The following is a 22,675-nucleotide window of genomic DNA, read 5'->3' as shown; positions in this document are numbered from 1 at the left end:
TCAATAGAGAATACCAATGACTTGTTCAACTATTTTGAGCAAGTTTTTCAGGCAGACGCTGTATACGTTACGATATAGTGAAGCCGGGTTCGCCAGCTTTTCCCTTCATATCACTCACAGGACCAGCCCGATGAAAACCGCCCTCGCCCTGCGTCACGTTGCCACCGAAGACCTGGGCCAGCTGGCCCCGCTGCTCACTGCCGGCGGTTACCAGATCCGCTATTTCGATGTCGGGGTGGAGTCCTTCATTGACGTTTCGCCGCTGGATGCCGAACTGGTCATCGTGCTGGGCGGACCGGTAGCGGTGTATGACAGCGAGTCCTATCCCTGGCTGCGCGCGGAAGTGGCGTGGCTGCGGGCACGCTTGCTGGAAGATCTGCCGACGCTGGGCATCTGTCTCGGCGCGCAGCTGATGGCGGCGGCCTTGCATGCGCGGGTGTACCCGGGCAGCTGCGGCAAGGAGATTGGCTGGGCCAGCCTGCAGGCGGGCCAGCATCTGGCCGAGACCCCCTAGCTGCAGGAACTGGTGGAACAGCAGACCCCCGTGCTGCACTGGCACGGCGACACCTTCGACCTGCCGCCGGGGGCGCGTCATCTGGCGTCGTCGGCGCTGTATCCCAACCAGGCTTTCGCCTGGGGGCGACATGGGCTGGCGCTGCAGTTCCATCCCGAGGTGGACATGCGCACGGTCGAACACTGGCTGGTGAGCCACGCCCACGAGATCGCCCACACCCGCAACCTCAGCCTGGCCACCCTGCGCGCCGATGCCCAGCGCCATGGCCGCCAGTTCGAGCGGGCGGTACGGCGCTTTTGGCAAGGCTGGCTGGAGAGCCTGCCCGCTCAGTCCCCGGCAGCGGAACAACGCCGCGCCTGAGGCCTCAGCGCGCGGCGGCCGCGGTGATCTTGCGACGGTCGACCCGCAGCAGCGGCGGCAGCGCTGCGGCCAGCGCATCGATCACGGTGCGCACGCGCAGCGGCAAGTGGCGCGTGGGCGGCCAGGCCAGGTGCATGTCGATGGTGGCGAAGGAAGCTTCGGGCATCAGCTTCACCAGCCGGCCGGCCTTCAGATGGTCGCGGATGAGCCAGCACGGCAGGTGGGCCAGCCCGGCCCCGGCGACGGTGGCATCGGCAATGGCTTCCAGATCGTCGAAACGCAGCCGGCTGCTGACGGTGGCGATGCGCACTTCGCCCGTTTCATCGCGGATGGGCCAGCCGCTGGTCTTGCCGTAGAGGATGCCGTGATGCCGCGCCAGATCCTTGAAGTGGCGCGGCCGGCCATGCTGCGCGAGATAGTCCGGCGAGGCATACAGCATCATGGTCTGCGCGCCCATCCTGCGGGCGACCAGGTCACTGGTGTCGGGCATGGGACCGCTGCGCAGGACCAGGTCCACCCCCTCTGCGATCAGATCCACACGGCGGTCCGTGAAGGAGGCCACGATGTCCAGCTGCGGCCAGCGCCGCGCCAGTTCCACCAGCACCGGGGCCACGCACAGTCGGCCGAACAGGACTGGTGTGCTGATGCGCACCTGGCCAGCGGGCTCGCGCTGGCCATCGCCGACCAGTGCCTGGGCGCTTTCCAGTTCTTCCAGTGCGCGCAGGCAGCGTTCATAGTAGGCGCGTCCCTCGGCGGTCAGGCTCTGGCTGCGCGTATTGCGCTGGAACAGGCGCACGCCCAGCCGTTCTTCCAGCCGCGCAATGCTCTTGCCGACCGCCGAGCGCGTCAGGTGCAGGCGTTCTGCCGCGCGAATGAAACTGCCCGCCTCCACCGCCTGAATGAAGACCGAGATGCCGCTGAAGCTGTCCATTTGTTTCCTCTGAGGCCTGCGAACTTGTCCGCAGTGCCAGGTGATTGGTGAATCTGATTCTACAAGCAAGAGAAAAAAGTCCGCCACAAGCCGGGGCGCAATTTTTCTACACTGGCGCTCTTCTTTTTCTCTCGATCATCAGGAGCCACCATGGACCACACCATGCGCCGCTGGCATCTCGGCCAGTTCGGCAAGCAACACCTGCAATTGCAGACCGTCGCCATTCCCCGGCCTGGCCCCGGCCAGATCCTGGTTCGCGTGGCCGCCGTCGCCCTCAACTATCGTGACAAGATGAACATCGACAACGGTACCGGTGGCGCGCAGGTGCAGCCGCCCTTTACGCCCGCTTCCGACATGGCCGGCGAGGTGGTGGCGGTGGGAGACGGTGTGCAGCGTTTCATTGCGGGCCAGCGCGTGATCTCCACGTTCTGGGGCGGCTGGCTCGATGGTCCCTGGCCGCAGGGCACGCTGGCACTGGGCGCGCCCGGTCCCGGCATGCTGGCCGAGTACGTGCTGCTGCAGGAAGACTGGGCCGTCGCCGCGCCATTGCACTTGACGGATGCGCAGGCCAGCACCCTGCCCTGCGCCGGCCTCACGGCGTGGATGGCGCTGGTGGAGCAAGGTCACTTGCACGCCGGGCAGACGGTGGTGCTGCAAGGCACGGGCGGCGTGGCGCTGTTCGGTGTGCAACTGGCGGCGGCGCATGGCGCGCGCACCATCCTCCTCTCGGGCGATGCCGGCAAGCTGGAACGCGCACGGGCGCTGGGTGCCACGCACGGCCTGCTGCGCAGCCAGCACCAGGAGTGGCAGCACGAGGTACGGGCCCTGACGGAAGGACGGGGTGCCGATCATGTGCTGGAACTGGTGGGCGGCGAGAACATCGGGCGCTCGCTGCAGGCCCTCAGGCAAGGCGGCCGCTTGTCGGTCATCGGCTTGCTGGGCGATGCGCAGTTGCAGACTTCGATCTTTCCGTTGCTGCTGGGCCGCCACACCATTCAGGGCATCGGCGTGGGACACCGCCGTGCGCTGGAAGACCTGGTGCGTGCCGTGGATCACCTGCGCCTGGTGCCGGTGGTGGAACAGGAATATGGATTCGCGCAGTTGCCCGAGGCACTGGCGCATCTGGAGCGTGGGCCCTTCGGCAAGGTGGTGGTGCGCGCGGATTGCTGAACGAAGCTGCCGTGATGCCCGCCGGAAAGTGAGTACAAGCCTTGCCGGGCGGGCAGTTCCCGCTTGTTACGATTGCTTGCAACGCTCACTGACGCTTGCACTTTCCTCCGAACCTTGTTGTGCGGGATGCGTTCAGAGCTTCACGCATGACGCAAATGGAGCTGAGCGGCAGGTCACGAAACCGCTCATCAATTTGCGGCATCGGGGAAGCTGAGAATCAGACCTTGTCCGACATAGCGCAACAGCAAGCCTGCCTATAGTGATGGACATGGATCAACGATCCAGCGCCCCGACCTTACTGAAAGCCTCGGGCTTTTTGATAAACACAACGCAAGGAGGTAAGCATGAAGACTCGTCACATCCTGATTTCGTCCCTGTTCATGGCCCTGGCCGGTAGCGCCATGGCCCAGAATGCACCGACCAACGGCAACGCCGTGGGTGCTGCACCGACTGCGCCGATGAGCGCCACCGCGACCACGCCGTCGGCTGTGCCGTCGAACGACCCGTTCGTTCAGAAGCGCCAGGCTGATGCCGACGCCAAGGCCGAGTACAAGGCGCAGAAGAAGGCTGCCAAGCAGGAGTACAAGGCCGACAAGAAGGCCGCCAAGGCCCAGTTGAAGCAGGAAAAGAAGGACTCCACTGCCCAGCGCAATGAAGCCCTGGCCACTTCGCCGGCCACCCCGACTGACAAGACTCCGTAATTTGACAGACTGAGGTCTTGAGGATTATCCCCGGCTGCGGCCGGGGATTTTTTTGCCGCAAATGAATAACTTGAGTGCTAGTTGCTCTGATGAGGAAGCGTATGCCGCGTGTCAATCCGAAGGTGCGGATCGCGCATACAACCAACTATTTCCTTTCGGACTGAAGGAACGACACGCTTAGCCCCTCAATATCAAAAGAGCTTTGTTGTGCGATACGTTCCTGAATACTTTTTCTGATTTCAACGAAAAGCGGCTCAACCTCTTTCTGAAGTTGTTCCCATGCCCCTTGTTGCATCTTCCAGTCTTCTACCTCACGCCCTACGTTCTTGGTCACGCTGGCCGACCAGAGAAGCTCCCTAATACCGTCAAATTGGCTGCGCAGATCTTCAGGCAAAAAGATACTGTTTCTCGCAGAGTATTTTTGAAATTCTCGGATGGCTTTTTCAGCTAGATTATTTTTAAAGCCATCGTAAATTTTCCTGTACTCTTTCTCCCGATAGTTTCCGGGTATACCGCGTAGATAGTTCTTGTCCGGCTTTCCCAAGAACGATATCTCATCGATGAATTCTTCCCATTCCTCGTCTGTCATCCTAGCTAAATTCGGATAGCTTTGTAATGGAGAGATGACCCACCTGAGAGTGTTAACCGCTTCGTCGAGCAGTCCCCAGGCTTCTGGAAGCACTTCGAATTCCTTCTGATGAAGGCGATTGATACCGCTGGCCGCGGTTTCGAGACGCTGCTTTAGTTTCGATAGCTCAATTGCATATGCATGCTCAAGAGTTTTTAGACGCTGAGCAAATTTGGTGTCCAGCCACTTTTCTCCAAGAGTCTTGAACAACCCAAATGCAATGAGTGCGGCGCTTCCTGCGTATACGAAAAGATTCGCAATGAACTTACCAATTTGCTCGTCCATCATTCCCCCTGAAAGTCAGATGATAAGCAATATTAGCTGAAGCAGCCGAAGTGAAATTGCCAGACTAGTTGCGTCCCTGCCGCCACAAGCGCCGCGCCAGCCAGGCCGCCGTCATCACCTGCAACAGCATGAAGGCGGCCACCGCATTCCAGCCCGAGTGTTCCCAGAACCAGCCACCGGCCGAACCGAGGACACTGCCGCCCAGGTAGTAGGACAGCAGATAGAGCGAGGCCGCATGGCCGCGGCCGCTGCTGGCCATGCGCCCGACCCAGCTGCTGGCGGCCGAATGCGTGGTGAAGAAACCGATGGTCAGCAGCACGATGCCCGTGATCACCAGCGCCAGTGAGGAGGTGCAGGTCAGGAACAGTCCGGCGCACGAGGTGGCGATGCCGGCCGCCACCAGCGGTGCGCGGCCATAGCGGTCGGCCAGCGAACCGGCCCAGGAAGAGGACACGATGCCGAAGATGTAGGCGCTGAAGATCAGCCCGGTCAGTGTGGCCGAGAGCGAGAACGGCGGGCTCATCAGACGGAAACCCGCATAGTTGTAAGACGTGGCGAAGATGCCCATGTTGAGCGCCGCGATGCCGAAGGTCAGCGGCAGGCGCGCATGGCCCAGATGGCGCTTCCACAGCGCGACGTGATCGCGCAACTGCATCGTACCGTTGCGCACGAAGTTGCGCGAGGCCGGCAGCATCAGCACGAAGGCCACCGCCAGCGCCAGATCCAGCGCGCCGATGGCCAGCATGGCATGACGCCAGCCGATGTGCTCGGACAGGGTGCTCATTGCTACCCGCCCCACCATCCCGCCAAAGGCATTGCCGCCCACATACAGCCCCATCGCATAGCCCAGCCCGCTGGCATCGATTTCTTCCGCGAGGTAGGCCATCGCCACCGCCGGTACGCCACCCAGTGCGATGCCCTCCACCGCACGCACCACCAGGATCAGCTCCCAGTTGGGTGCCACCCCGGCCAGCAGGTTGCAGCAGGCCGCGGTGGCCAGCGAGGCGAACATCAGTTCCTTGCGGCCGTAGCGTTCCGACACCATGCCCGCCAGCAGAATCGACACCGCCAGAAAACCGGTCGACAGCGAGAGTGCCAGCGATGCGCTCGCGGCACCGATGCCGAATTCCTGCGCGAAGGCGGGCAGCAGCGGCTGCACGCAATACAGCAGCGAGAACGTGGCGAAACCGGAACAGAACAAGGCCAGTACGATGTTGCGATAGGCGGCTGATCCGCGCACGGCCCCGCGCGGCAGAACGGTGGCGGGTTGCTTGACCGGCTTGCCGTGGAGGGCGCTGCTGCCGTTGGTGGAGGTATCGGAGACGGACTGCATGGCGATGCGCGCGCCAGGGATGGGCCGGCGCACGGGGTGTGTTGTGGAGGGAGGCAGTCTGGAATAATTCGGCTATATTGTCCAATATATGGCACCCACGCTCGCCATCTATAAAACAGATATCAGCCACTCTTCACAGGGCGCCCGACATGGAACTCCGACACCTCCGCTATTTCCTGGCCGTGGCCGAACAGCGCAGTTTCACGCGCGCCGCCGAGAAGGTCGGCATCGGCCAACCGCCGCTGTCGATGCAGATCAAGGATCTGGAAGCCGAGATCGGCGGTGCCCTCTTCCTGCGCACCTCGCACGGCGTGGAGCTGTCCGAGGTCGGCCGCGTGTTCCTGCCGCACGCACAGAAAGCGGTGGACGATGCCGAGCAGGCCTTGCGTGCCGCGCAGCAGGCGGCCAGCGGCGAAGTGGGTTTGTTGCGCATGGGATTTACTTCGTCGGCGGTATTTCATCCACTGGTGTCGCACGCCTTGCAGCAATTCCGCGAACGCCATCGCAAGCTGGAAATTTCCCTGAGTGAAGGCATCACCGAACAGCTGCTGGCCGATATTGCTGCCTCACAACTGGATGCGGCCTTCGTGCGCATCGTCACCACGCCCTCGGCGGAGCTGGGCGTGGTCGAGCTGCCGGCGGAAAAACTGAAGGTGGCGCTGCCGCGTTCGCATCCGCTGGCGCGGCGCAAGTCGCTGTACTTGCAGGATCTGGCCGGGGAGAATTTCATCATGGTCCCGCGCGGCAAGGGCTCGGCACTCTATGACAACATCTTCAGCGCCTGCCAGGCGGCCGGCTTCGACCCGCAGGTGATCCAGCTGGCCCCGCAACTGACCTCGGCCATCAATCTGGTGGCCGCGGGGCTGGGCATCTCCATCGTGCCCGAGGCGATCGAACAGGTGCAGCTGGCCCAGGTGCGCTATATCGACATCCGCGAGCCGGCACCGCGCGCGCAGCTGTCGCTGGCCTATCACCGGCAGTCGATTGCGGCCTCGCGCTTTGCGGCGCACTTGCAGCGTTCGCTCAAGCGCAGCGCGCCGGACAAGTGAGTTGAATAAACGTCCTAGTTGGACTTGAAGCGCCCCAGCACCGAGTTGGCCTGCCGCAGGAAGGCGCGCGGATGCGCTTCCACCAGCAGTTCCAGCGCGGGCAGCATGCGCTCCAGCGCGATGGTCAGTGCGATGTCGCTGATCTCCTCGCCCCACAGCACCTTCTGCACGAAGGCGGCCGGGCCGATCTCGGCGATCAGGCTCATGCTGATCTGGCGTTCCAGGGTGTCGGTGCGCGGCCCGAAGGTCTCGTCGAAGATGCGCAGGATGGCGTCTTCCAGGTCTACCGAGGGGGATGGATGGGCGGGGCTGGCATCGGCCTCGTCATCCTGGCTGCTGACTCCTGAGGGTGACGGGGCAATGGGTGCGGGCCTCTGGCTGTTGTCGATCAGTGCGCTGGCCTCGCCGGCCATGCGGCTCAGTTGCTGTACGTGCAGCGTCAATGCGCTGATTTCAGCCAGCAACGTGCGCAGCGGCATCGGCTGCGGCATGTCGGATCCGGCGGGCCCTGCTGGATGTGGAATCATCTTGTTGTTGTCACTCAGGCCGCCAGGCCTGGTCCCGTGCAAGCTGCTTGAATCGATCGCACCGGCCCGGCCACCCCCACGCGGCCCTTCCGGCTCCCAGTCATCCGGCCTGCGCAGCCGGTCATGCGTTTCCCTGGGAAACAAAAATAAGTATAGTGCGCTGCAAAAATTTACGCATGGAAATTTCAACGGGCTTCGGCGAAGAAGCGACATGATTGCCGAAATTATTGTTCAGATGATAAAAGAAAATGATGAAGTTGCGTTTCTTTCATTATCTTTAATCCAACACTTTGGAGAGGATTGCGCGGCGGTCGCTGCGGCATATCGCCGCAGCCGCGTCGGACAAGGCCGGGCGGGGCGCTGCCGGTCAGCAGCCGTCAGGCGTTCATCAGGGTGAAGGAATATAATGAGAATCGTTCCTGAATCCTGATCAGAAGAAAAACCATGCGTCTTACTGAACTAGCCAAGGGGGTCGGTGCCATCGTCGACCAGGTGACTGACCTTCAACCCGCCGATGCCGTGGCCGCGCGCCTGCGCGACCTCGGTTTCGTGCGCGGTGAACCGGTGCGGGTGGTGGCCAGCGCGCCCTTTGGCGGCGATCCCATCGTGGTCCAGATCGGCTCGACGCGATTTGCCCTGCGCCGTGCCGAAGCCGAGCGCGTGACGCTGGCTGCGGGAGCGGCGGCATGAGCAGCGCCGCCCTCAACATCGCCCTGGTGGGCAATCCAATTGCGGCAAGACCGCCCTCTTCAACCAGCTGACTGGCGCGCGCCAGAAGGTCGCCAACTACGCGGGCGTGACCGTGGAGCGCAAGTCGGGTGCCTTCACCGCCCCTTCCGGACGCCATGTACGTGTGATGGACCTGCCGGGCGCTTACAGCCTGCAATCGGTGAGCCCTGATGAACGCGTGACGCAGGCGGTGCTGGCCGGCCGCTATCCCGGCGAGACGGTGCCGGACCTGATCGTCTGCGTGGCCGATGCCACCAACCTGCGCCTGCACCTGCGCTTCGTACTGGAGGTGCGCCGCCTGGGCCGGCCCATGGTGCTGGCGCTGAACATGATGGATGCAGCCGCCCGGCGCGGTATCCGCATCGACGTGGCGGCGCTGTCGCAGCGCCTGGGCATGCCGGTCATCGAGACCATCGCGGTCAGGCGCGGCGGCACGCGCGCGCTGGTGGCGGCCATCGATACGCAGGCCCCCGTGCCCTCCCCGGCCGCCGGAGAACCGGATGACTTGCACGTGGAAGTGCGCGCCCTGCTGGCCGATACCGTGGTGATGCCGGCCCCGACCGACCGCCGCGATGATGCGATCGACCGCGTGGCCCTGCATCCTGTGTTCGGGGTGCTGTTGCTGGCGCTGACCATGTTCCTGGTGTTCCAGGCGGTATATGCCATCGGCAAGCCCATGACGGACGCCATTGCCGATGGTTTCGGCACGCTCGGCGGCGTGGTCGGCGAGTGGCTGCCGGAGGGGCCCTTGCGCGGGCTGGTCACCGATGGCCTGCTGGCCGGGCTGGGCACGGTGCTGGGTTTCCTGCCGCAGATCCTGGTGCTGTTTTTCTTCATCCTGCTGCTGGAGGAGTCCGGGTACCTGCCGCGCGCGGCCTTCGTGCTGGACAAGCTGATGGTCTCGGTGGGCTTGTCGGGACGTTCCTTCATTCCCCTGCTTTCCAGCTTCGCCTGTGCCATTCCCGGCATCATGGGCACGCGCAGCATCACCGATCCGCGTGACCGGCTGGCGACCATCCTGGTCGCGCCGCTGATGACCTGTTCGGCGCGCCTGCCGGTGTATGCCCTGCTGATCGGTGCCTTCATTCCGCATCGTCCGGTGCTGGGGATCTTCAATCTGCAAGGGCTGGCGCTGTTCTGTCTCTATGTGGCGGGGATTGCCGCCGCCATGTTGGTGGCCTGGGTGGCCAAGCGCATCGGCAATGCGCGCCAGGAGCGCGCGCTGTTGATGGAGCTGCCTTCCTATCGCCTGCCGAATGGGCGCGATATCGCGCTGGGCCTGTGGGAACGCGGTGCCATCTTCCTCAAGCGCCTGACCGGCGTGATGCTGGCGCTGACGGTGCTGATGTGGGCCATCTGCACCTTCCCCTCGGCACCGGAGGGCGCGACCCGCGCCGCCATCGATTATTCCATCGCCGGTTATATCGGCCACAGCCTGCAAATGCTGTTCGCTCCGCTGGGCTTCAACTGGCAGATCAGCCTGTCGCTGATCCCCGCCTTCGCCGCGCGGGAGACCGCCGTGGCCACGCTGGCCACCGTCTATGCGGTGGGCGGTGAAGAAGGCGCGGCGCTGCAAAGCGCGCTGGCTGCGCACATCTCGCTGGCCAGTGCGCTGTCGCTGATGGTGTGGTTCGCCTTTGCGCCGCAGTGCATGTCCACGCTGGCCATCATCCGCCGCGAGACGCAGTCCTGGCGCATGGTGGCGCTGTCCTTCGGCTACATGTTCGTACTGGCCTATGCCGCGTCCTTCCTGACCTACAACATCGCGAGGTGGCTGGCATGAATCACACGCTGTGGTGGCAATACGCGGTCATTGCCGCGCTGGTCACGGCCAGTGCGCTCTACATGCTGCGCAAGCTGGCACCCTCGGCAAGCTGGCGCTGGCAGGCGCGGCTGGCGAGCTGGCTGATGCGTCGTCGTGCGGGGATGTGGCAGGCACTGGGCCGGCGCTGGTTGCCGCCCGCCAAAAGCGGGGGCTGTGGTGGCGGTGCGTGTGATGGCTGTGGCGATAGCGGTGATGCCCTGCCGCCGCTGGAACAGAAGATCCGGTTCCATCGCCACCGCTGAACCCGAGATCCGGCGCGGCGGCGAGGCCTGCGGTCAGTGCAGCTCTTCGGCCTCGAAGCCGGCCGCGCGCAAGGCTTGCAGCACCTGGGCCAGATGCGGACGGCCACGGGTTTGCAGCACCAGTTCGATATCCACGTTCTGTGCGGCCAGGAGCGTAAAGGCGCGTTGATGATGGACTTCATCGATGTTGGCACCGGCCTCGGCGACGATGCCGGTGATGCGCGCCAGCGTGCCGGGCACGTCGCGTGAACTGACCTTGACGCGGGCCAGCCGTCCGGCGCGCACCATGCCGCGTTCGATGATGGCCGTCAGCAACAGCGGATCGATGTTGCCGCCCGACAGCACCAGCCCCACGCGCTTGCCACGGAAGCGGTCCGGATAGCGCACCAGCGCGGCCAGTCCGGCGGCACCCGCCCCTTCCACCAGGGTCTTTTCGATTTCCAGCAGCATCAGCACGGCCTGTTCTATATCGCCTTCATCGACCAGCAGCAGCTCGTCGGCTTCGCGCGCGATGATGGCGCGGGTCAGCGTGCCGGGCGTGCCGACCGCGATGCCTTCGGCGATGGTGCTGGCACCGACCGGGTGTTCCGTACCCTTGACGGCATTGACCATGGTCGGGAAGCGGCGTGTCTGCACGCCCACGATCTCGATCTCCGGCTTGATGGCGCGCGCGGCCACGGCCATGCCGGCCAGCAGGCCGCCACCGCCGATGGAGACCACCAGGCAATCCAGGTCCGGCACCGCCTTCATCATCTCCAGCGCAACCGTACCCTGGCCGGCGATGATGGCTTCGTCGTCATAGGGGTGGACGAAGGTCAGGCCCTCTTTCTCGGCCAGTTCGTAGGCGTGGGTGCGCGCCGCTTCCAACGTGTCGCCATGCAGCACGACATTGGCACCGAAGCCGCGCGTGCGTTCGATCTTCACGCCGGGCGTGAAGCGCGGCATCACGATGGTGGCTGGCAAGCCCAGCCGCTGTGCGTGATAGGCCACGCCTTGTGCATGGTTGCCCGCCGACATGGCGACCACGCCGCGCGCACCGCCTTCGCTGGCGGCGACGTCGACCATCTTGTTGCAGGCGCCGCGTTCCTTGAAGGAGGCGGTGAATTGCAGGTTTTCGAATTTCAGGAAGACCTGGGCGCCGACGATCTGGGACAGCGTGCGCGATTCCACACAGGGCGTCTCCAGGATCTGGCCTTGCAGCCGCAGGGCGGCGGCTTCGATGTCGTTGAGCGTTGTCATGCTGAGATTGTAGAGCCAATGGGATGATTTGTAGCAGTTCGGGCATGCAGCCGCTCAGGATGCCGCGAACGCAAAGTCATGGGCCGTTCTGCTTGCAAATTCGAAAATCCGTCGCGTAATTTTTTGCCTGGCCGATGATAACCAGTACCTGAGCAATTGCAGTCCAGACAACACAAAATTTCTTTGCGAGTGGCCATTGAAGTCCGTCGCTGCGCCGACTAGAGTAAAGACTCGTCGCGCCGCCAGCTGCTTCCACCAGGAGACAACAGCCAGCGCGGATGCGGCACCCGGAAGTGGCGCGCGCCCTTCCTTCTCACGCAGATCCGAACAGTCTCAGCAGTTCTCACCCAGGAGATACCCATGAGCATGGCCACCCGGCAACCGGATGTCCGATCGTCCCCGCCCCTGCCCTTCAGTCCCCTCGTTCCCCCGCGCGAACGCGCGCGCTACCACCAGCGCACCACACCCCTGCTGTTGAAACTGGTGGAACTGGATCCGCGCGAAGTCGTGGACGGCATCATGACCCCCAATGGCTTCCTGGCCGCCGAGGTCACGCCGGTGGGCCCGATGCGCGAGGCTTGCCCGCATTGCGAAGGCGTGGCGCTGCAGCTGGTGCTGCGGCATCACCATGTCAAGCGCAGCCATTTGTTTTGCCGCGCGTGCACGCGGGTGTATGACGCGTTGAACGAGAGCGGGCAGTCGGTGTTGACGGTGTGAAGCGAAGCATCCTCATGTGCAGGGCGCTGCTGGAAGGCAGCGCCCTGTTTTCATTGGGAGAATGCCTCCCCATCTCGCTGCCGAAACAGTAGAATCAGCCCCCTCAACGCAACAAAAGAGATGCCAATGGAATACGCGTACAAGCTGATGGCCTCCCCGGCCGGTTTGCTCAAGCTGGTGGCCAAGGGGGATCACCTGGCGGCCATCCTGTGGGAGGACGATGATTCCCTGCGCGTGCGCCTGGGTGAAATGGTGGAAGATGAAGACCGTCCGGTCCTGATCGAAACCGAACATCAGCTGCGCGAATATTTTGCCGGCGAACGCGAGAGCTTCGACATCCCGCTGCATTTCGAAGGCACCGAGTTCCAGCGCCAGGTGTGGTCGGCCCTGCTCGACATCCCTTATGGCCAGACCCGCACCTATCTCGATATCGCACGCCAGCTCGGCAACGACAAGGCGGTGCGCGCCGTGGGGGCTGCCAGTGGCCGCAATCCCATTTCCATCATCGCACCCTGCCATCGTGTCATCGGCACCGGCGGCGAACTGACCGGCTTTGCTGGCGGGCTGCACGTCAAGAAACTGCTGCTGGCCATCGAGGGCATTTCCACCGAGGGCCGCGATATCGGCCAGGTCATCGACCCGCGCCGCAAGGCGCAATCGCGGCGGCGCGAGGATCCGAACCAGCTGTCGCTGCTGTAAGTCCGAAAACGCAACTAACTTTCCTGCAACAGCCAGCATGGCCGTGCAGCATGCTCAGCGCTGCATGCCCCACTTCTTCACGGTCACGCGTTCCAGCGTATTGAAGACCAGGTTCTCTACCAGCAGGCCAATCAGGATCACCATGGCCAGCCCGGCGAAGACCTTGTCGGTATAGAGTTCGTTGCGATTCTGGAAGATGTACCAGCCCAGTCCGCCTTTGCCGCTGGTGGCACCGAAGACCAGTTCTGCAGCAATCAGCGTGCGCCATGCGAACGCCCAGCCGATGCGCAATCCCGCCAGGATGGAGGGCAGGGCGGCCGGCACCAGTACCTGCAGCACGAAGCCCAGGCCGCGCAGGCCATAGTTGCGGCCGGCCATGCGCAGGGTGTCCGAGACGCCCAGGAAGCCCGCATAGGTATTGACCGCCAGCGCCCACAGCACCGAATGCACCAGCACGAAGATCAGGCTGCCTTCGCCCAGCCCGAACCACAGCAGGGCGATGGGCAGCAGCGCAATGGCCGGCAGCGGGTTGAACATCGAGGTGAGCGTACCCAGCAGGTCGCGCCCGAATTGCGTCGACACCGCCAGCGTGGTCAGCACGAAGGCTGCCACGATGCCCAGCAGATAGGCCTTCAGCAGCACCTGCAGCGACAGCCAGGTCTTGCCGAACAGTTCGCCCGTCTTGAGGCCATCGATGAAGGCCTGCGCGGTCTGCAGGAAGGTCGGCAGCAGCAGGTCATTGTTCTGCCAGCGCGCGACGACTTCCCATATCAACGCCAGCAGCAGCAGGATGGCCCCCTTGCGCACCCAGCCCTGTTGCCAGATGCGCTGCGGCAGCGAGAACTGGCGCTGCAGTACCAGGCCGGGCAGGGGAGTCAGCGGCAGTTCGTATTCGTCGCGGATCGGGGGAGTCTGGGGCATGGCGTATTTCGGTCTTTAGTAAGAAAAACGGACATCGCTGAAATTGATGACCGGTGCCGCTGTGCTGGCCGCGCTGTTCTCGCCGCCTTCATCGAAGAGCAGGCGGTGAATGCGCTGAGCGGTCTGCTGGAAGCCCACGCCGCCGAGGCTGGACAAGTCGTATTGATGGCTGTTGATCTCGGCGCGCACGCGGCCCGGATGGGGCGAGAGCAGCAGGATGCGGTTGCCCACCACCAGTGCCTCTTCGATGGAGTGCGTCACGAACAGCAGGGTGAAGCGCACCTCATCCCACAGGGCCAGCAATTCTTCCTGCATCTTGCGGCGGGTCAGCGCATCGAGGGCGGCGAAGGGCTCATCCATCAGCAGCATCTTGGGTTGCATCGCCAGCGCGCGGGCAATCGCCACGCGTGCCTTCATGCCGCCCGAGAGCGTGTGCGGATAGGCATCGGCAAAGCGCGCCAGGCCCACCTTCTCCAGGTAATGGCGCGCGCGCTCGGCGGCTTCGCGCTTGCCCAGCGTGCGTGAGGCCAGCAGCGGAAACATCACGTTCTGCAGCACCGTCTTCCACGGCGGCAGCTGGTCGAATTCCTGGAACACCACGATGCGGTCCGGCCCCGGCTGATGCACCACCTGGCCATCGAGACGGATCTCGCCGCCAGCCGGTGGCAGGAAGCCCGCGACCGACTTGAGCAGGCTGGACTTGCCACAGCCCGACGGACCCAGCAGCACGAAGCGGTCCGCCGAATGCACGTCGAAACTGACTTCATGCGTGGCCTGCACCACGGCCGTGGCGGTACGGTATTGCAGGCTCACGCGGTCCACCTGCAGCAGCGGCTGCAGGCTGGCCGCGGCGCTCACGCTGGCGGTTTCAGCTGCCGGGTTGTGCATACGCTTCCTCGAAGAAGTAATCCTTCCAGCTGCTGGCGCGATTCTTCAGCACGCCCAGCGCATGCAGCTGCTCGGCATAGACGAAGGTGCGCTCGGGCGAGACGGTGAAGTTGATTTCCGGGTCTTCCACGATCTTGCGCACGAACGCCGGCGAGAGTTTGGACTTCTGCACGCGGATGAAGGTATCGGCTGCCTTGGCCTTGTTGTTGCGCACGAATTCGGCCGCTTCCACCAGCGCCTTGTAGAAGGCGCGGTAGGTCTTGGGGTTCTCGTCGTGGAATTTCTGCGTCGTGTAGAGCACGTTGAAGGTCGCCGGGCCGCCCATGATGTCGTAGGAGCTGATGACCTTGTGCACGTTCTTGTTTTCCAGCGCCTGGTACTGGAAGGGCGGGCTGGAGAAGTGCGCATTGATTTCCGAGCCGCCCGCGATCAGGGCCGCCGTGGCATCCGGATGCGAGAGGCTCACGCTGATGCTGTCGAAGCGCTTGAAATCTTCCTTGCCGAACACCTTGGCGGTCTCGATCTGCAGCGTGCGCGACTGGAAGCCGACGCCTGCGGCCGGGACGGCGATGCGGTCCTTGTCGCTGAAGTCCTTGATGGTCCTGACCTTGGGATTGTTGCTCAGCAGGTAGTTGGGCATGGAGCCCAGCGAGGCGATTGCCTTGACGTTCTGGCGTCCGCGCGTGCGGTCCCACAGCACCAGGGCCGGCGGCGCACCGGCCGAGACCACGTCCAGGGCGCCGGCCAGCAGGGCTTCGTTCATGCCGGTGGCGCCCGACAGGCTGGTCCACTCTACCTTAATGTCCACGCCTTCCTGCTTGCCGTATTTTTCGATCAGCTTCTGGTCCTGCACCACGTCGAGGATCAGGTAGCCGATGCCGAATTGCTGGGCGATGCGGATGCTGCCTTCGGCGCGCGCCACCAGCGGCGCGCCCAGCAGCGACAGCGCCAGGGTGGTGGTAAAGAGACGCCGCAGGCGCCCTTTGGAAGAGAGTCGTGTAGTCATGGTGTCCTGTGCGGTGGAGGTCGGCCGGGTTCGGTGGAGAATCCGGCAGTGGATGTGCGGTGTCGGCTTAGAACCGTCGTGGTGGTAAAACGCGGTTCTTTATTCGTTCGGAGTATATAAAGGGCAGGGGAGAAAGAAAAACTCGATTACCGCATATCGATATGCGGCCGCTGTATGGGCCGCAAAGCCTTGTCCCACGCCGGTTCCAAGCGATATGAAGGTTTTTTGCGGCAGTGCAATTCCGGAACCGCGTCCGTGCGCGGCTGTCAAGTTCCGCAAGCCAGGCGAGAGGCGCGCGCGCAACGTCAGGGTGACGTCTGCGGCATTTTGAGCGCACCACGGGTAGAGTGCGCTAAAGTACGCGTCCTGCCCGGACAGTGGCCAGCCCTCCCCGCCGAGGGTGGCGTCTGCCCCCAGAACCTGTCCGCCGGCACTCTATTTGAAGAAGCAAAGGGAGCAAGATGGGTTCATCTCATACCAATTCAGGCCTTTCCCTCCGGTCGACCAAATTCCACCTGATTACCCTGGCCGCGCTGGGTGTGGTGTTCGGCGATATCGGTACCAGCCCGCTGTACGCATTGAAGGAATGTTTCAGCCCCGACCACGGCATCGCCTTTTCTCCGGGCGCGGTGCTGGGCATCATCTCGATGCTGTTCTGGTCGATCTCCATCGTGGTCACCATCAAGTACGTGATGTTCGTGCTGCGCGCCGACAACAACGGCGAAGGCGGCGTGCTGGCGCTGATGGCGCTGTCGCTGCGCTCAGCCATCTCAGGTTCGCCGCGCGCCAAGCTGCTGATGATGCTGGGCGTCTTCGGTGCCTGCATGTTTTATGGCGACGTCGTCATCACGCCGGCCATCTCCGTGCTCTCGGCGGTGGAAGGGCTGGAGATCGCCGCGCCGAGTACGGCGCATGCGGTCATTCCGCTCACGCTGGTGATCGTGGTGATCCTGTTCCTGATCCAGCGGCATGGCACCAGTGTGGTGGGCCGCTTCTTCGGGCCGGTGATGTTCCTGTGGTTCTTCTCGCTGGCGCTGCTGGGCCTCTACAACATCGTCAAGGCGCCCGAGGTGCTGGTGGCGATCAATCCGTATTACGCCGTGCATTTCATGGCCGAGCATTCGCTGCAGGCCTTCATCGTACTGGGCTCGGTGGTGCTGGTGCTGACCGGGGCCGAGGCGCTGTATGCCGACATGGGCCACTTCGGCATCAAGCCGATCCGCTACGCGTGGCTGTTTACGGTCATGCCGTCGCTGCTGATCAATTACTTCGGCCAGGGCGCCAACCTGATCGCCAATCCGGATGCGATCAAGAATCCCTTCTACCTGATGATCCCCGATCCGCTGGTGCTGCCCATGGTGGTGCTGGCCACCTGCGCCACCGTGATTGCGTCGCAGGCAGTGATCTCGGGGGCCTTCTCGCTGACCAGCCAGGCCATCCTGCTGGGCTTCGTGCCGCGCATGCGCATCCTGCATACCTCCGAGGATGAACAGGGCCAGATCTACATTCCCCTGATCAACTGGATGCTGCTGGTGCTGGTGGTCGCTGTGGTGCTGGCCTTCAAGAAATCCGACAACCTGGCCGCCGCCTATGGCGTGGCCGTGACCACCACCATGGTGATCACCACCATGTTGCTGGGCGTGGTGATGCGCCACATCTGGAAGTGGCGCATGCCGGCCGTGGTGGTGGCCATCGGCTGCTTCATGGTGGTCGACGTGGCCTTCTTCGCGGCCAACCTGCTCAAACTTACCGAGGGTGGCTGGTTCCCGCTGGTCATCGGCGGCGCGGCCTTCTTCCTGCTGATGACCTGGTACTCGGGCCGCATGCTGCTGCGCATGCGCATCAAGGATGACGGCATTCCCATCGAGCCCTTCATCGAAGGCCTGCTGGCGCATCCGCCGCATCGCGTGGGCGGGACCGCCGTCTTCATGACCGGCAACATCGCTACCGTCCCGGTCGCGCTGCTGCACAACCTGAAGCACAACCGCATCCTGCATGAACGTGTGTTCTTCCTGAAGATCAGCATCTGGGACGTGCCTTACGTGGCCGACAGCGAGCGCCTGACCATGAAGGACCTGGGCGGCGACGTCTACCTGCTGCGCGCCGCCTTCGGCTTCAAGGAAGCACCGGAAGTGCAGAAGGTCATGACGCTGACCGAGCAGCAGTTCGGCCATCACTTCGACCTGATGGATACCTCCTTCTTCCTGGCGCGCGACACGGTGGTACCGAGCAAGCTGCTGGGCATGTCGCTGTGGCGCGAGCGCCTGTTCGCCTGGATGTACCAGAACGGTGCCAAGCCGTCGGACTTCTTCCACATCCCGGCCAACCGGGTGGTGGAGCTGGGCACCAAGGTGGAGATCTGAGCGGCATGGCACACGCCGCGTGATGCAGAAACAGGGCCGTCCTTCGGGGCGGCCCTGTTTTTTTGTGGAGTGCCCGGACCTATCGCGGGAGCAGGGTGATGGGCAGTGGCGAGGTCGGCTTGACCTCTTCCAGGCAGATCATGGAGCGCAGCCCGGCCACGCCGGGGACCTGCATCAGGCGGTCGGTGAGGAAGTGCGACAGGCTCTTGAGATCCTGCGAGACCACCTTGAGCAGGTAATCGAAGTCGCCCGAGATGGTGTAGCACTCGACGATTTCAGGAAAGGCCTTGATCACCTTTTCCACTGCGCGCACCTGCTTGAATTGCGCCCGGTCCAGCGACAGCGAGACGAAGGCCGTGACATTGAGCCCGACCTCGGCCGGTGCCACCAGGGCGGCATAGCGGCGGATCACGCCTTGCTCCTCCAGCGCACGCACGCGCCGCATGCACTGCGGTGGCGAGAGGTGGATGCGCTCGGCCAGGTCGACGTTGCTGATCTGGCCGTCGGCTTGCAGCAGTTCCAGGATCTTGATGTCGATCTTGTCCATGAGATTCATCGTCACGAAATAATATTTCGTCATCATGGCAAATCATGACGAAAAACGAAAGCCTGTTTCGCTTCGTTGTGGATAAGATTTCATCCATCGCCACTGCCGAGGCAGCCTTTGCACAAGAGGCTGATGCATCATGGTCAAGTACATCGGAACGTCGGACCTGCAAGCCCATCTGGCCACGCATCCCTTGCCGGAGGTGATCGGCGGCATGGTGCAGTATCTGCGCGAGGACTTCCTGCGCTGGCCGCAATTCGACAAGAGCGCGCGCGTGGCCAGCCACTCGGCGCGCGGGGTGATCGAGCTGATGCCCATTTCGGATGGACGCTGGTATGCCTTCAAGTACGTCAACGGCCATCCCGCCAATACGGCCCAGGGTTTGTTGACGGTTACCGCCTTTGGCGTGCTGGCCGAGGTGGCCAGCGGCTATCCGCGCCTGCTGTCGGAACTGACACTGACCACGGCCTTGCGCACGGCGGCGACCTCGGTACTTGCAGCACATCATCTGGCGCGCCCGGACAGCCGCAGCATGGCGCTCATCGGCAATGGTGCGCAGGCGGAGTTCCAGGCCATCGCTTTCCATACTCAGCTGGGCATCACGGAAATGCGGCTCTTCGATGTCGACCCGGCCGCCACGGACAAGCTGATGCGTAATCTGCGCGATTGGCCTGCATTGCGGCTGATCCGTGCGCGCAGCACGGCCGAGGCGGTGGCGGGGGCCGACATCGTCACCACCGTGACCGCCGACAAGCGCCGGGCAGTGATCGTGCATCCGGACATGATCGAAGCGGGCATGCACCTCAATGCGGTCGGCGGCGATTGCCCCGGCAAGACCGAACTGCATCGCGGCGTGCTGGAGAAAGCGCGCGTGGTGGTGGAATTCGCACCGCAATCGCGTATCGAAGGGGAAGTGCAGCAGATGCCGCCGGACTTTGCGGTGACCGAACTGTGGGAAGTGCTGGCCGGCAAGGCAGCAGGCCGCCGCGATGCCCATGAGGTGACGGTCTTCGATTCGGTCGGTTTCGCGCTGGAGGATTTCTCGGCGCTGCGCTACCTGGATGACCATATCGATGCGCATCACGCGCAGCAGATCGATCTGGTCCCCGTACTGGACAACCCCAAGGACTTGTATGGCTTGGCCATCCCCGTTCTTCCCTACAAGGAGCAGGCAAACGCATGAACAAGATCAGGATGATGGGCGCCCCCACCGATGTGGGCGCCAGCCGCCGTGGTGCCTCCATGGGACCGGCCGCCCTGCGCGTGGCCGAGCTGCAGCGCAGCCTGCAGCAGCATGGACTGGAAGTCATCGATGGCGGTGACCTGGGCGGTCCGGCCAATCCGCAGCAGCCGCCGGTACAGGGCTTGCGCCATCTGGAACAGGTGGTGCAGTGGAACCAGGCCGTCTTCGATGCCGTATCGGGCAGCCTGGCCGAGGGTGAAGTCCCGCTGCTCATGGGCGGCGACCACGCGCTCGCGGTCGGGTCGATCGCTGCCGTGGCGCGTCACTGTCGCACGCATGGCAAGGACTTGCGCGTGCTGTGGCTGGATGCCCATGCCGATGCCAACACCAGCCAGTCCACCCCGACCGGCAATATCCACGGCATGCCGGTGGCCTGTCTGCTGGGGGTGGGGCCCGAAGCGCTCATTCGCCTGGGGGGGCAGACGCCGGCCATGCAGCCGCAGCAGATCTGCCAGATCGGCATCCGCAGCGTGGACCGTGAAGAAAAGCGCCACCTGCGCGAACTGGGCGTGCGCGTCTTCGACATGCGCCACATCGATGAATACGGCATGCGCACCACCATGCAAGAGGCACTGGCCGGCATGGGCCCGGAGACCCATCTGCACGTGAGTTTCGATGTGGATTTCCTCGATGCCGCACTGGCACCAGGGGTGGGCACGGCGGTGCTGGGCGGGCCGACCTATCGCGAGGCCCAGCTGTGCATGGAGATGATTGCCGATACCGGCCGCCTCGCTTCACTGGACGTGATGGAACTCAATCCGGCCTGCGATGTGCGCAACCAGACGGCGGAGGTGGTGGTGGACCTGGTCGAAAGTCTGTTCGGAAAATCCACACTGATTCGCTGAGTTTGGCTGACGGCTCTCATCGTCTGCAATTGGAGGTTGAAGGATTGCGGGCAATGCCCGATCATTCAGGGTTTTGTCGCGTCCGGTGGGCGGGTGCAGGGTAATGACCCCGTATTCCCGCGTGCCGGGAAGCGCTCGCACGCCGGGGGCGACAGCGGGGTGCGCACGCATCTTGCTCTCCCGGATTACTCCTCCGTCAGAAAGAAGTCATCATGTCTCTCAAGAAATTCTTCATCGTGGCCGCCAGCGCGCTGGCCCTGTCCTGTGCTGCCGGCAGCAGCTTCGCAGCTGACCAGACCTACGTGGTCGGCGCCGGCGGTACCTATCGCCCGTTCGAATTCGAAACCCCGAAGAAGGAACTGGTCGGCTTCGACATCGACCTGATCAAGGCGATCTCGCAAGCTTCCAACTTCAAGATCCAGCTGGTGAGCACGCCCTGGGAAGGCATCTTCGCCACCCTCGGCCAGGGTGACCGCGACATCATCATCTCCGGCATCACCATCACCGACAAGCGCGCCCAGATGGTCGACTTCTCGCTGCCGTACTTCCCGGCCGAACAAGTCATCATCACCAACGCCGATGCCAAGATCGCCTCGCTGGCCGACCTGAAGAAGACGCAAGTGGCCGTGGTCAATTCCACCGCCGGTGACATCGTGGTCTCCGAAGAACTGGGCAAGGCCAGCACCGCCATCCACCGCTTCGACAACACCGTGCTGATGCTGGAAGAACTGTATCGCGGTGGCGTTGATGCGGCCGTGGGCGATGTGGGCGTGATCAAGTTCTACATCAAGAGCCATCCCGAGAAGAAATTCAAGGTGGTCGGCGACACAAAGTTCGTGCGCCAGTACTTCGGCATCGCCGTCAAGAAGGGCAACAAGGAACTGCTGGACAAGATCAACGCCGGCCTGAAGCAGATCGTCGCCGATGGCACCTACGCCAAGATCTACAAGACCTGGTTCGACGGCGAAGTGCCGACCCTGCCGCTGAAGTAAGCCTTCCGGTGCACCGGCCCAGAGGCCGGGCACTAGCCTGAAAGCGCCGCCCCGTGCCGTCTTGCGGGGTGGGCTGCTGGTGTTGCCGGATTCGCCGGTATCGCCTGTTCCGCTTTTTTCCGCTTCTCCGCTTTTCTCAACACCTCCGTTTGAACGGATTCATCATGCATTCCTTCTTCCAATGGGAAATCATCGGCGAGTACGCGCCGCTGTTCGTCGAAGGCACCTGGATGACCCTCAAGGCCGCGATCATCTGCGTGATCGCCGGCACCTGCTGGGGCCTGGTGCTGGGCGTGGGCCGCCTGGCCGAAGCACGCCATGGTTTCTGGAAATATTTTCTGTGCTACTGCGTGCAGTGGCCGATTCGCTTCTACGTCAGCTTCCTGCGCGGCACGCCGCTGTTCGTGCAGATCCTGCTGATCCACTTCGCGCTCATGCCGATGCTGATCAACCCCAGCGGCGGCCTGATCCTCTCGGGTGACCTGGCGCGTGAGATCCGCTCGCACTACGGTGCTTTCGCCTCGGCGGTGCTGGCCATCACGCTCAACTCGGGCGCGTATGTGTCGGAAATTTTCCGCGCCGGCATCCAGTCCATCGACCGTGGCCAGAGCGAAGCCTCGCGCTCGCTGGGCATGAGCTACCTGGGCACGCTGCGCCGCGTGGTGCTGCCGCAGGCCTTCCGCCGCATGCTGCCGCCGCTGGGCAACAATGCCATTGCCATCGTCAAGGATTCCTCGCTGGCCTCGGCCATCGGCCTGGCTGAACTGGCCTACGCGGCGCGTACCGTCTCCGGTGCCTACGCGCGTTACTGGGAGCCGTACCTGACCATCTCGGTGATCTACTGGGTCATCACGCTGGCGCTGGCGGCGCTGGTACGTCATCTGGAAGCACGTTACGGCAAGGGAGATGCACGATGAGCAC

At 63.4% G+C, this 22,675-nt stretch carries 24 protein-coding genes and 1 pseudogene; 16 read left to right on the top strand and 9 right to left on the bottom strand.

Annotation, left to right across the window (positions count from 1 at the left end; all coding sequences use genetic code 11):
* The first annotated feature begins 130 nt into the window (after positions 1 to 130).
* Together ACWHXP_RS20255 and ACWHXP_RS20250 are read left to right on the top strand one after the other, a co-directional pair.
* Complete coding sequence (locus ACWHXP_RS20255) at positions 131 to 514, top strand: glutamine amidotransferase-related protein (RefSeq protein ID WP_489635201.1); 384 nt, start codon at positions 131 to 133, stop codon at positions 512 to 514.
* 12 nt (positions 515 to 526) lie between these two features.
* Entirely contained in the window at positions 527 to 874 is a 348-nt protein-coding gene (locus ACWHXP_RS20250; RefSeq protein ID WP_489635202.1) for a type 1 glutamine amidotransferase family protein, read from the top strand.
* A gap of 4 nt (positions 875 to 878) precedes the next feature.
* Here the strand turns inward: ACWHXP_RS20250 and ACWHXP_RS20245 are convergent, their stop codons facing one another.
* Positions 879 to 1,805 carry a LysR family transcriptional regulator gene (locus ACWHXP_RS20245; protein ID WP_489635203.1) on the bottom strand — a complete coding sequence of 309 codons (927 nt, stop codon included), beginning with the start codon at positions 1,803 to 1,805 and terminating at the stop codon, positions 879 to 881.
* A gap of 150 nt (positions 1,806 to 1,955) precedes the next feature.
* Between ACWHXP_RS20245 and ACWHXP_RS20240 the strand changes: the two genes are divergently transcribed.
* Both ACWHXP_RS20240 and ACWHXP_RS20235 read left to right on the top strand, forming a co-directional pair.
* The gene (locus tag ACWHXP_RS20240) at positions 1,956 to 2,975 is read left to right on the top strand and encodes a zinc-dependent alcohol dehydrogenase family protein (RefSeq protein WP_489635204.1); all 1,020 of its coding nucleotides are present in this window, start codon (positions 1,956 to 1,958) and stop codon (positions 2,973 to 2,975) included.
* Positions 2,976 to 3,319: 344 nt separating this feature from the next.
* A complete protein-coding gene (locus ACWHXP_RS20235) occupies positions 3,320 to 3,676 on the top strand; it encodes a flagellar biosynthesis protein FlhF (RefSeq protein WP_034332285.1) in 357 nt (118 codons plus the stop codon).
* 145 nt (positions 3,677 to 3,821) lie between these two features.
* Here ACWHXP_RS20235 and ACWHXP_RS20230 read toward each other — a convergent pair whose 3' ends face one another.
* Positions 3,822 to 4,589: a hypothetical protein gene (locus tag ACWHXP_RS20230; protein ID WP_489635205.1), complete on the bottom strand. Its 768-nt coding sequence runs from the start codon at positions 4,587 to 4,589 to the stop codon at positions 3,822 to 3,824.
* Between the two features lie 64 nt (positions 4,590 to 4,653).
* Positions 4,654 to 5,922 carry an MFS transporter gene (locus ACWHXP_RS20225; protein WP_489635839.1) on the bottom strand — a complete coding sequence of 423 codons (1,269 nt, stop codon included), beginning with the start codon at positions 5,920 to 5,922 and terminating at the stop codon, positions 4,654 to 4,656.
* A gap of 149 nt (positions 5,923 to 6,071) precedes the next feature.
* On the opposite strand from ACWHXP_RS20225, the gene ACWHXP_RS20220 reads away from it, so the two are divergent.
* On the top strand, positions 6,072 to 6,971 hold the full coding sequence (locus ACWHXP_RS20220; RefSeq protein ID WP_121037300.1) for a LysR substrate-binding domain-containing protein: 900 nt from the start codon (positions 6,072 to 6,074) through the stop codon (positions 6,969 to 6,971).
* A 14-nt stretch (positions 6,972 to 6,985) separates the two neighbouring features.
* On the opposite strand, the gene ACWHXP_RS20215 is transcribed toward ACWHXP_RS20220, so the two are convergent.
* Complete coding sequence (locus tag ACWHXP_RS20215; RefSeq protein ID WP_489635206.1) at positions 6,986 to 7,462, bottom strand: hypothetical protein; 477 nt, start codon at positions 7,460 to 7,462, stop codon at positions 6,986 to 6,988.
* Positions 7,463 to 7,709: 247 nt separating this feature from the next.
* On the opposite strand from ACWHXP_RS20215, the gene ACWHXP_RS20210 reads away from it, so the two are divergent.
* From ACWHXP_RS20210 to ACWHXP_RS20195, 4 genes and pseudogenes are all read left to right on the top strand, one after another.
* On the top strand, positions 7,710 to 7,895 hold the full coding sequence (locus ACWHXP_RS20210) for a hypothetical protein (protein WP_134220994.1): 186 nt from the start codon (positions 7,710 to 7,712) through the stop codon (positions 7,893 to 7,895).
* Positions 7,896 to 7,942: 47 nt separating this feature from the next.
* On the top strand, positions 7,943 to 8,188 hold the full coding sequence (locus ACWHXP_RS20205; RefSeq protein WP_034332290.1) for a FeoA family protein: 246 nt from the start codon (positions 7,943 to 7,945) through the stop codon (positions 8,186 to 8,188).
* A pseudogene (gene feoB / locus ACWHXP_RS20200) lies at positions 8,185 to 10,010 on the top strand (ferrous iron transporter B). The gene ACWHXP_RS20205 and the pseudogene feoB overlap by 4 nt, the downstream one beginning before the upstream one ends.
* Positions 10,007 to 10,294 carry a DUF6587 family protein gene (locus ACWHXP_RS20195; protein WP_489635207.1) on the top strand — a complete coding sequence of 96 codons (288 nt, stop codon included), beginning with the start codon at positions 10,007 to 10,009 and terminating at the stop codon, positions 10,292 to 10,294. Before feoB ends, ACWHXP_RS20195 begins: the two are co-directional and overlap by 4 nt.
* A 33-nt stretch (positions 10,295 to 10,327) precedes the next feature.
* On the opposite strand, the gene ACWHXP_RS20190 is transcribed toward ACWHXP_RS20195, so the two are convergent.
* On the bottom strand, positions 10,328 to 11,533 hold the full coding sequence (locus ACWHXP_RS20190) for a threonine ammonia-lyase (protein ID WP_034332296.1): 1,206 nt from the start codon (positions 11,531 to 11,533) through the stop codon (positions 10,328 to 10,330).
* A gap of 360 nt (positions 11,534 to 11,893) precedes the next feature.
* On the opposite strand from ACWHXP_RS20190, the gene ACWHXP_RS20185 reads away from it, so the two are divergent.
* Positions 11,894 to 12,250, top strand: a complete 357-nt coding sequence (locus ACWHXP_RS20185; protein ID WP_489635208.1) for a hypothetical protein — start codon at positions 11,894 to 11,896, stop codon at positions 12,248 to 12,250.
* Between the two features lie 126 nt (positions 12,251 to 12,376).
* Complete coding sequence (locus tag ACWHXP_RS20180; RefSeq protein WP_489635209.1) at positions 12,377 to 12,949, top strand: methylated-DNA--[protein]-cysteine S-methyltransferase; 573 nt, start codon at positions 12,377 to 12,379, stop codon at positions 12,947 to 12,949.
* Between the two features lie 54 nt (positions 12,950 to 13,003).
* Here ACWHXP_RS20180 and ACWHXP_RS20175 read toward each other — a convergent pair whose 3' ends face one another.
* From ACWHXP_RS20175 to ACWHXP_RS20165, 3 genes are read right to left on the bottom strand one after another with little or no spacing between them, the layout of a single operon-like run.
* Entirely contained in the window at positions 13,004 to 13,870 is an 867-nt protein-coding gene (locus tag ACWHXP_RS20175; protein WP_252697523.1) for an ABC transporter permease, read from the bottom strand.
* Between the two features lie 15 nt (positions 13,871 to 13,885).
* A complete protein-coding gene (locus ACWHXP_RS20170; RefSeq protein ID WP_489635210.1) occupies positions 13,886 to 14,758 on the bottom strand; it encodes an ABC transporter ATP-binding protein in 873 nt (290 codons plus the stop codon).
* Positions 14,739 to 15,764: an ABC transporter substrate-binding protein gene (locus ACWHXP_RS20165; protein ID WP_489635211.1), complete on the bottom strand. Its 1,026-nt coding sequence runs from the start codon at positions 15,762 to 15,764 to the stop codon at positions 14,739 to 14,741. The genes ACWHXP_RS20170 and ACWHXP_RS20165 overlap by 20 nt, the downstream gene beginning before the upstream one ends.
* A 461-nt stretch (positions 15,765 to 16,225) precedes the next feature.
* Between ACWHXP_RS20165 and ACWHXP_RS20160 the strand changes: the two genes are divergently transcribed.
* Complete coding sequence (locus tag ACWHXP_RS20160) at positions 16,226 to 18,127, top strand: potassium transporter Kup (RefSeq protein ID WP_134221000.1); 1,902 nt, start codon at positions 16,226 to 16,228, stop codon at positions 18,125 to 18,127.
* Between the two features lie 79 nt (positions 18,128 to 18,206).
* Here the strand turns inward: ACWHXP_RS20160 and ACWHXP_RS20155 are convergent, their stop codons facing one another.
* Positions 18,207 to 18,674 (bottom strand): Lrp/AsnC family transcriptional regulator, encoded by a 468-nt coding sequence (locus tag ACWHXP_RS20155; RefSeq protein WP_489635840.1) that lies wholly within the window; start codon positions 18,672 to 18,674, stop codon positions 18,207 to 18,209.
* Positions 18,675 to 18,813: 139 nt separating this feature from the next.
* Here ACWHXP_RS20155 and ocd point away from each other — a divergent pair, with 139 nt between their 5' ends.
* From ocd to ACWHXP_RS20135, 4 genes are all read left to right on the top strand, one after another.
* Positions 18,814 to 19,857: an ornithine cyclodeaminase gene (gene ocd / locus ACWHXP_RS20150; RefSeq protein WP_489635212.1), complete on the top strand. Its 1,044-nt coding sequence runs from the start codon at positions 18,814 to 18,816 to the stop codon at positions 19,855 to 19,857.
* Positions 19,854 to 20,762 carry an arginase gene (rocF, locus tag ACWHXP_RS20145; protein WP_489635213.1) on the top strand — a complete coding sequence of 303 codons (909 nt, stop codon included), beginning with the start codon at positions 19,854 to 19,856 and terminating at the stop codon, positions 20,760 to 20,762. Before ocd ends, rocF begins: the two co-directional genes overlap by 4 nt.
* Positions 20,763 to 20,974: 212 nt before the next feature.
* A complete protein-coding gene (locus tag ACWHXP_RS20140; RefSeq protein WP_489635214.1) occupies positions 20,975 to 21,754 on the top strand; it encodes a basic amino acid ABC transporter substrate-binding protein in 780 nt (259 codons plus the stop codon).
* 164 nt (positions 21,755 to 21,918) lie between these two features.
* Complete coding sequence (locus ACWHXP_RS20135; RefSeq protein WP_034332175.1) at positions 21,919 to 22,671, top strand: amino acid ABC transporter permease; 753 nt, start codon at positions 21,919 to 21,921, stop codon at positions 22,669 to 22,671.
* Positions 22,672 to 22,675 lie beyond the last annotated feature (4 nt).

The organism is Herbaspirillum sp. Her2 (assembly GCF_057961375.1).
The sequence above is the reverse complement of the archived record's forward strand: the minus strand, read 5'-3'. Positions and strand labels throughout refer to the sequence as shown.

What these genes read in the sequence shown, in the direction of transcription:
- ACWHXP_RS20255 (WP_489635201.1), top strand. Translation starts at nt 131, where the DNA reads ATGAAAACCGCCCTCGCCCTGCGTCACGTTGCCACCGAAGACCTGGGC.
- ACWHXP_RS20165 (WP_489635211.1), bottom strand. Translation starts at nt 15,764, where the DNA reads ATGACTACACGACTCTCTTCCAAAGGGCGCCTGCGGCGTCTCTTTACC.
- ACWHXP_RS20235 (WP_034332285.1), top strand. Translation starts at nt 3,320, where the DNA reads ATGAAGACTCGTCACATCCTGATTTCGTCCCTGTTCATGGCCCTGGCC.
- ACWHXP_RS20230 (WP_489635205.1), bottom strand. Translation starts at nt 4,589, where the DNA reads ATGGACGAGCAAATTGGTAAGTTCATTGCGAATCTTTTCGTATACGCA.
- ACWHXP_RS20220 (WP_121037300.1), top strand. Translation starts at nt 6,072, where the DNA reads ATGGAACTCCGACACCTCCGCTATTTCCTGGCCGTGGCCGAACAGCGC.
- ACWHXP_RS20170 (WP_489635210.1), bottom strand. Translation starts at nt 14,758, where the DNA reads ATGCACAACCCGGCAGCTGAAACCGCCAGCGTGAGCGCCGCGGCCAGC.
- rocF (WP_489635213.1), top strand. Translation starts at nt 19,854, where the DNA reads ATGAACAAGATCAGGATGATGGGCGCCCCCACCGATGTGGGCGCCAGC.
- ACWHXP_RS20160 (WP_134221000.1), top strand. Translation starts at nt 16,226, where the DNA reads ATGGGTTCATCTCATACCAATTCAGGCCTTTCCCTCCGGTCGACCAAA.
- ACWHXP_RS20205 (WP_034332290.1), top strand. Translation starts at nt 7,943, where the DNA reads ATGCGTCTTACTGAACTAGCCAAGGGGGTCGGTGCCATCGTCGACCAG.
- ACWHXP_RS20135 (WP_034332175.1), top strand. Translation starts at nt 21,919, where the DNA reads ATGCATTCCTTCTTCCAATGGGAAATCATCGGCGAGTACGCGCCGCTG.
- ACWHXP_RS20190 (WP_034332296.1), bottom strand. Translation starts at nt 11,533, where the DNA reads ATGACAACGCTCAACGACATCGAAGCCGCCGCCCTGCGGCTGCAAGGC.
- ACWHXP_RS20240 (WP_489635204.1), top strand. Translation starts at nt 1,956, where the DNA reads ATGGACCACACCATGCGCCGCTGGCATCTCGGCCAGTTCGGCAAGCAA.
- ACWHXP_RS20210 (WP_134220994.1), top strand. Translation starts at nt 7,710, where the DNA reads ATGATTGCCGAAATTATTGTTCAGATGATAAAAGAAAATGATGAAGTT.
- ACWHXP_RS20185 (WP_489635208.1), top strand. Translation starts at nt 11,894, where the DNA reads ATGAGCATGGCCACCCGGCAACCGGATGTCCGATCGTCCCCGCCCCTG.
- ACWHXP_RS20195 (WP_489635207.1), top strand. Translation starts at nt 10,007, where the DNA reads ATGAATCACACGCTGTGGTGGCAATACGCGGTCATTGCCGCGCTGGTC.
- ACWHXP_RS20225 (WP_489635839.1), bottom strand. Translation starts at nt 5,922, where the DNA reads ATGCAGTCCGTCTCCGATACCTCCACCAACGGCAGCAGCGCCCTCCAC.
- ACWHXP_RS20180 (WP_489635209.1), top strand. Translation starts at nt 12,377, where the DNA reads ATGGAATACGCGTACAAGCTGATGGCCTCCCCGGCCGGTTTGCTCAAG.
- ACWHXP_RS20215 (WP_489635206.1), bottom strand. Translation starts at nt 7,462, where the DNA reads ATGCCGCAGCCGATGCCGCTGCGCACGTTGCTGGCTGAAATCAGCGCA.
- ACWHXP_RS20155 (WP_489635840.1), bottom strand. Translation starts at nt 18,674, where the DNA reads ATGGACAAGATCGACATCAAGATCCTGGAACTGCTGCAAGCCGACGGC.
- ACWHXP_RS20245 (WP_489635203.1), bottom strand. Translation starts at nt 1,805, where the DNA reads ATGGACAGCTTCAGCGGCATCTCGGTCTTCATTCAGGCGGTGGAGGCG.
- ACWHXP_RS20175 (WP_252697523.1), bottom strand. Translation starts at nt 13,870, where the DNA reads ATGCCCCAGACTCCCCCGATCCGCGACGAATACGAACTGCCGCTGACT.
- ACWHXP_RS20140 (WP_489635214.1), top strand. Translation starts at nt 20,975, where the DNA reads ATGTCTCTCAAGAAATTCTTCATCGTGGCCGCCAGCGCGCTGGCCCTG.
- ocd (WP_489635212.1), top strand. Translation starts at nt 18,814, where the DNA reads ATGGTCAAGTACATCGGAACGTCGGACCTGCAAGCCCATCTGGCCACG.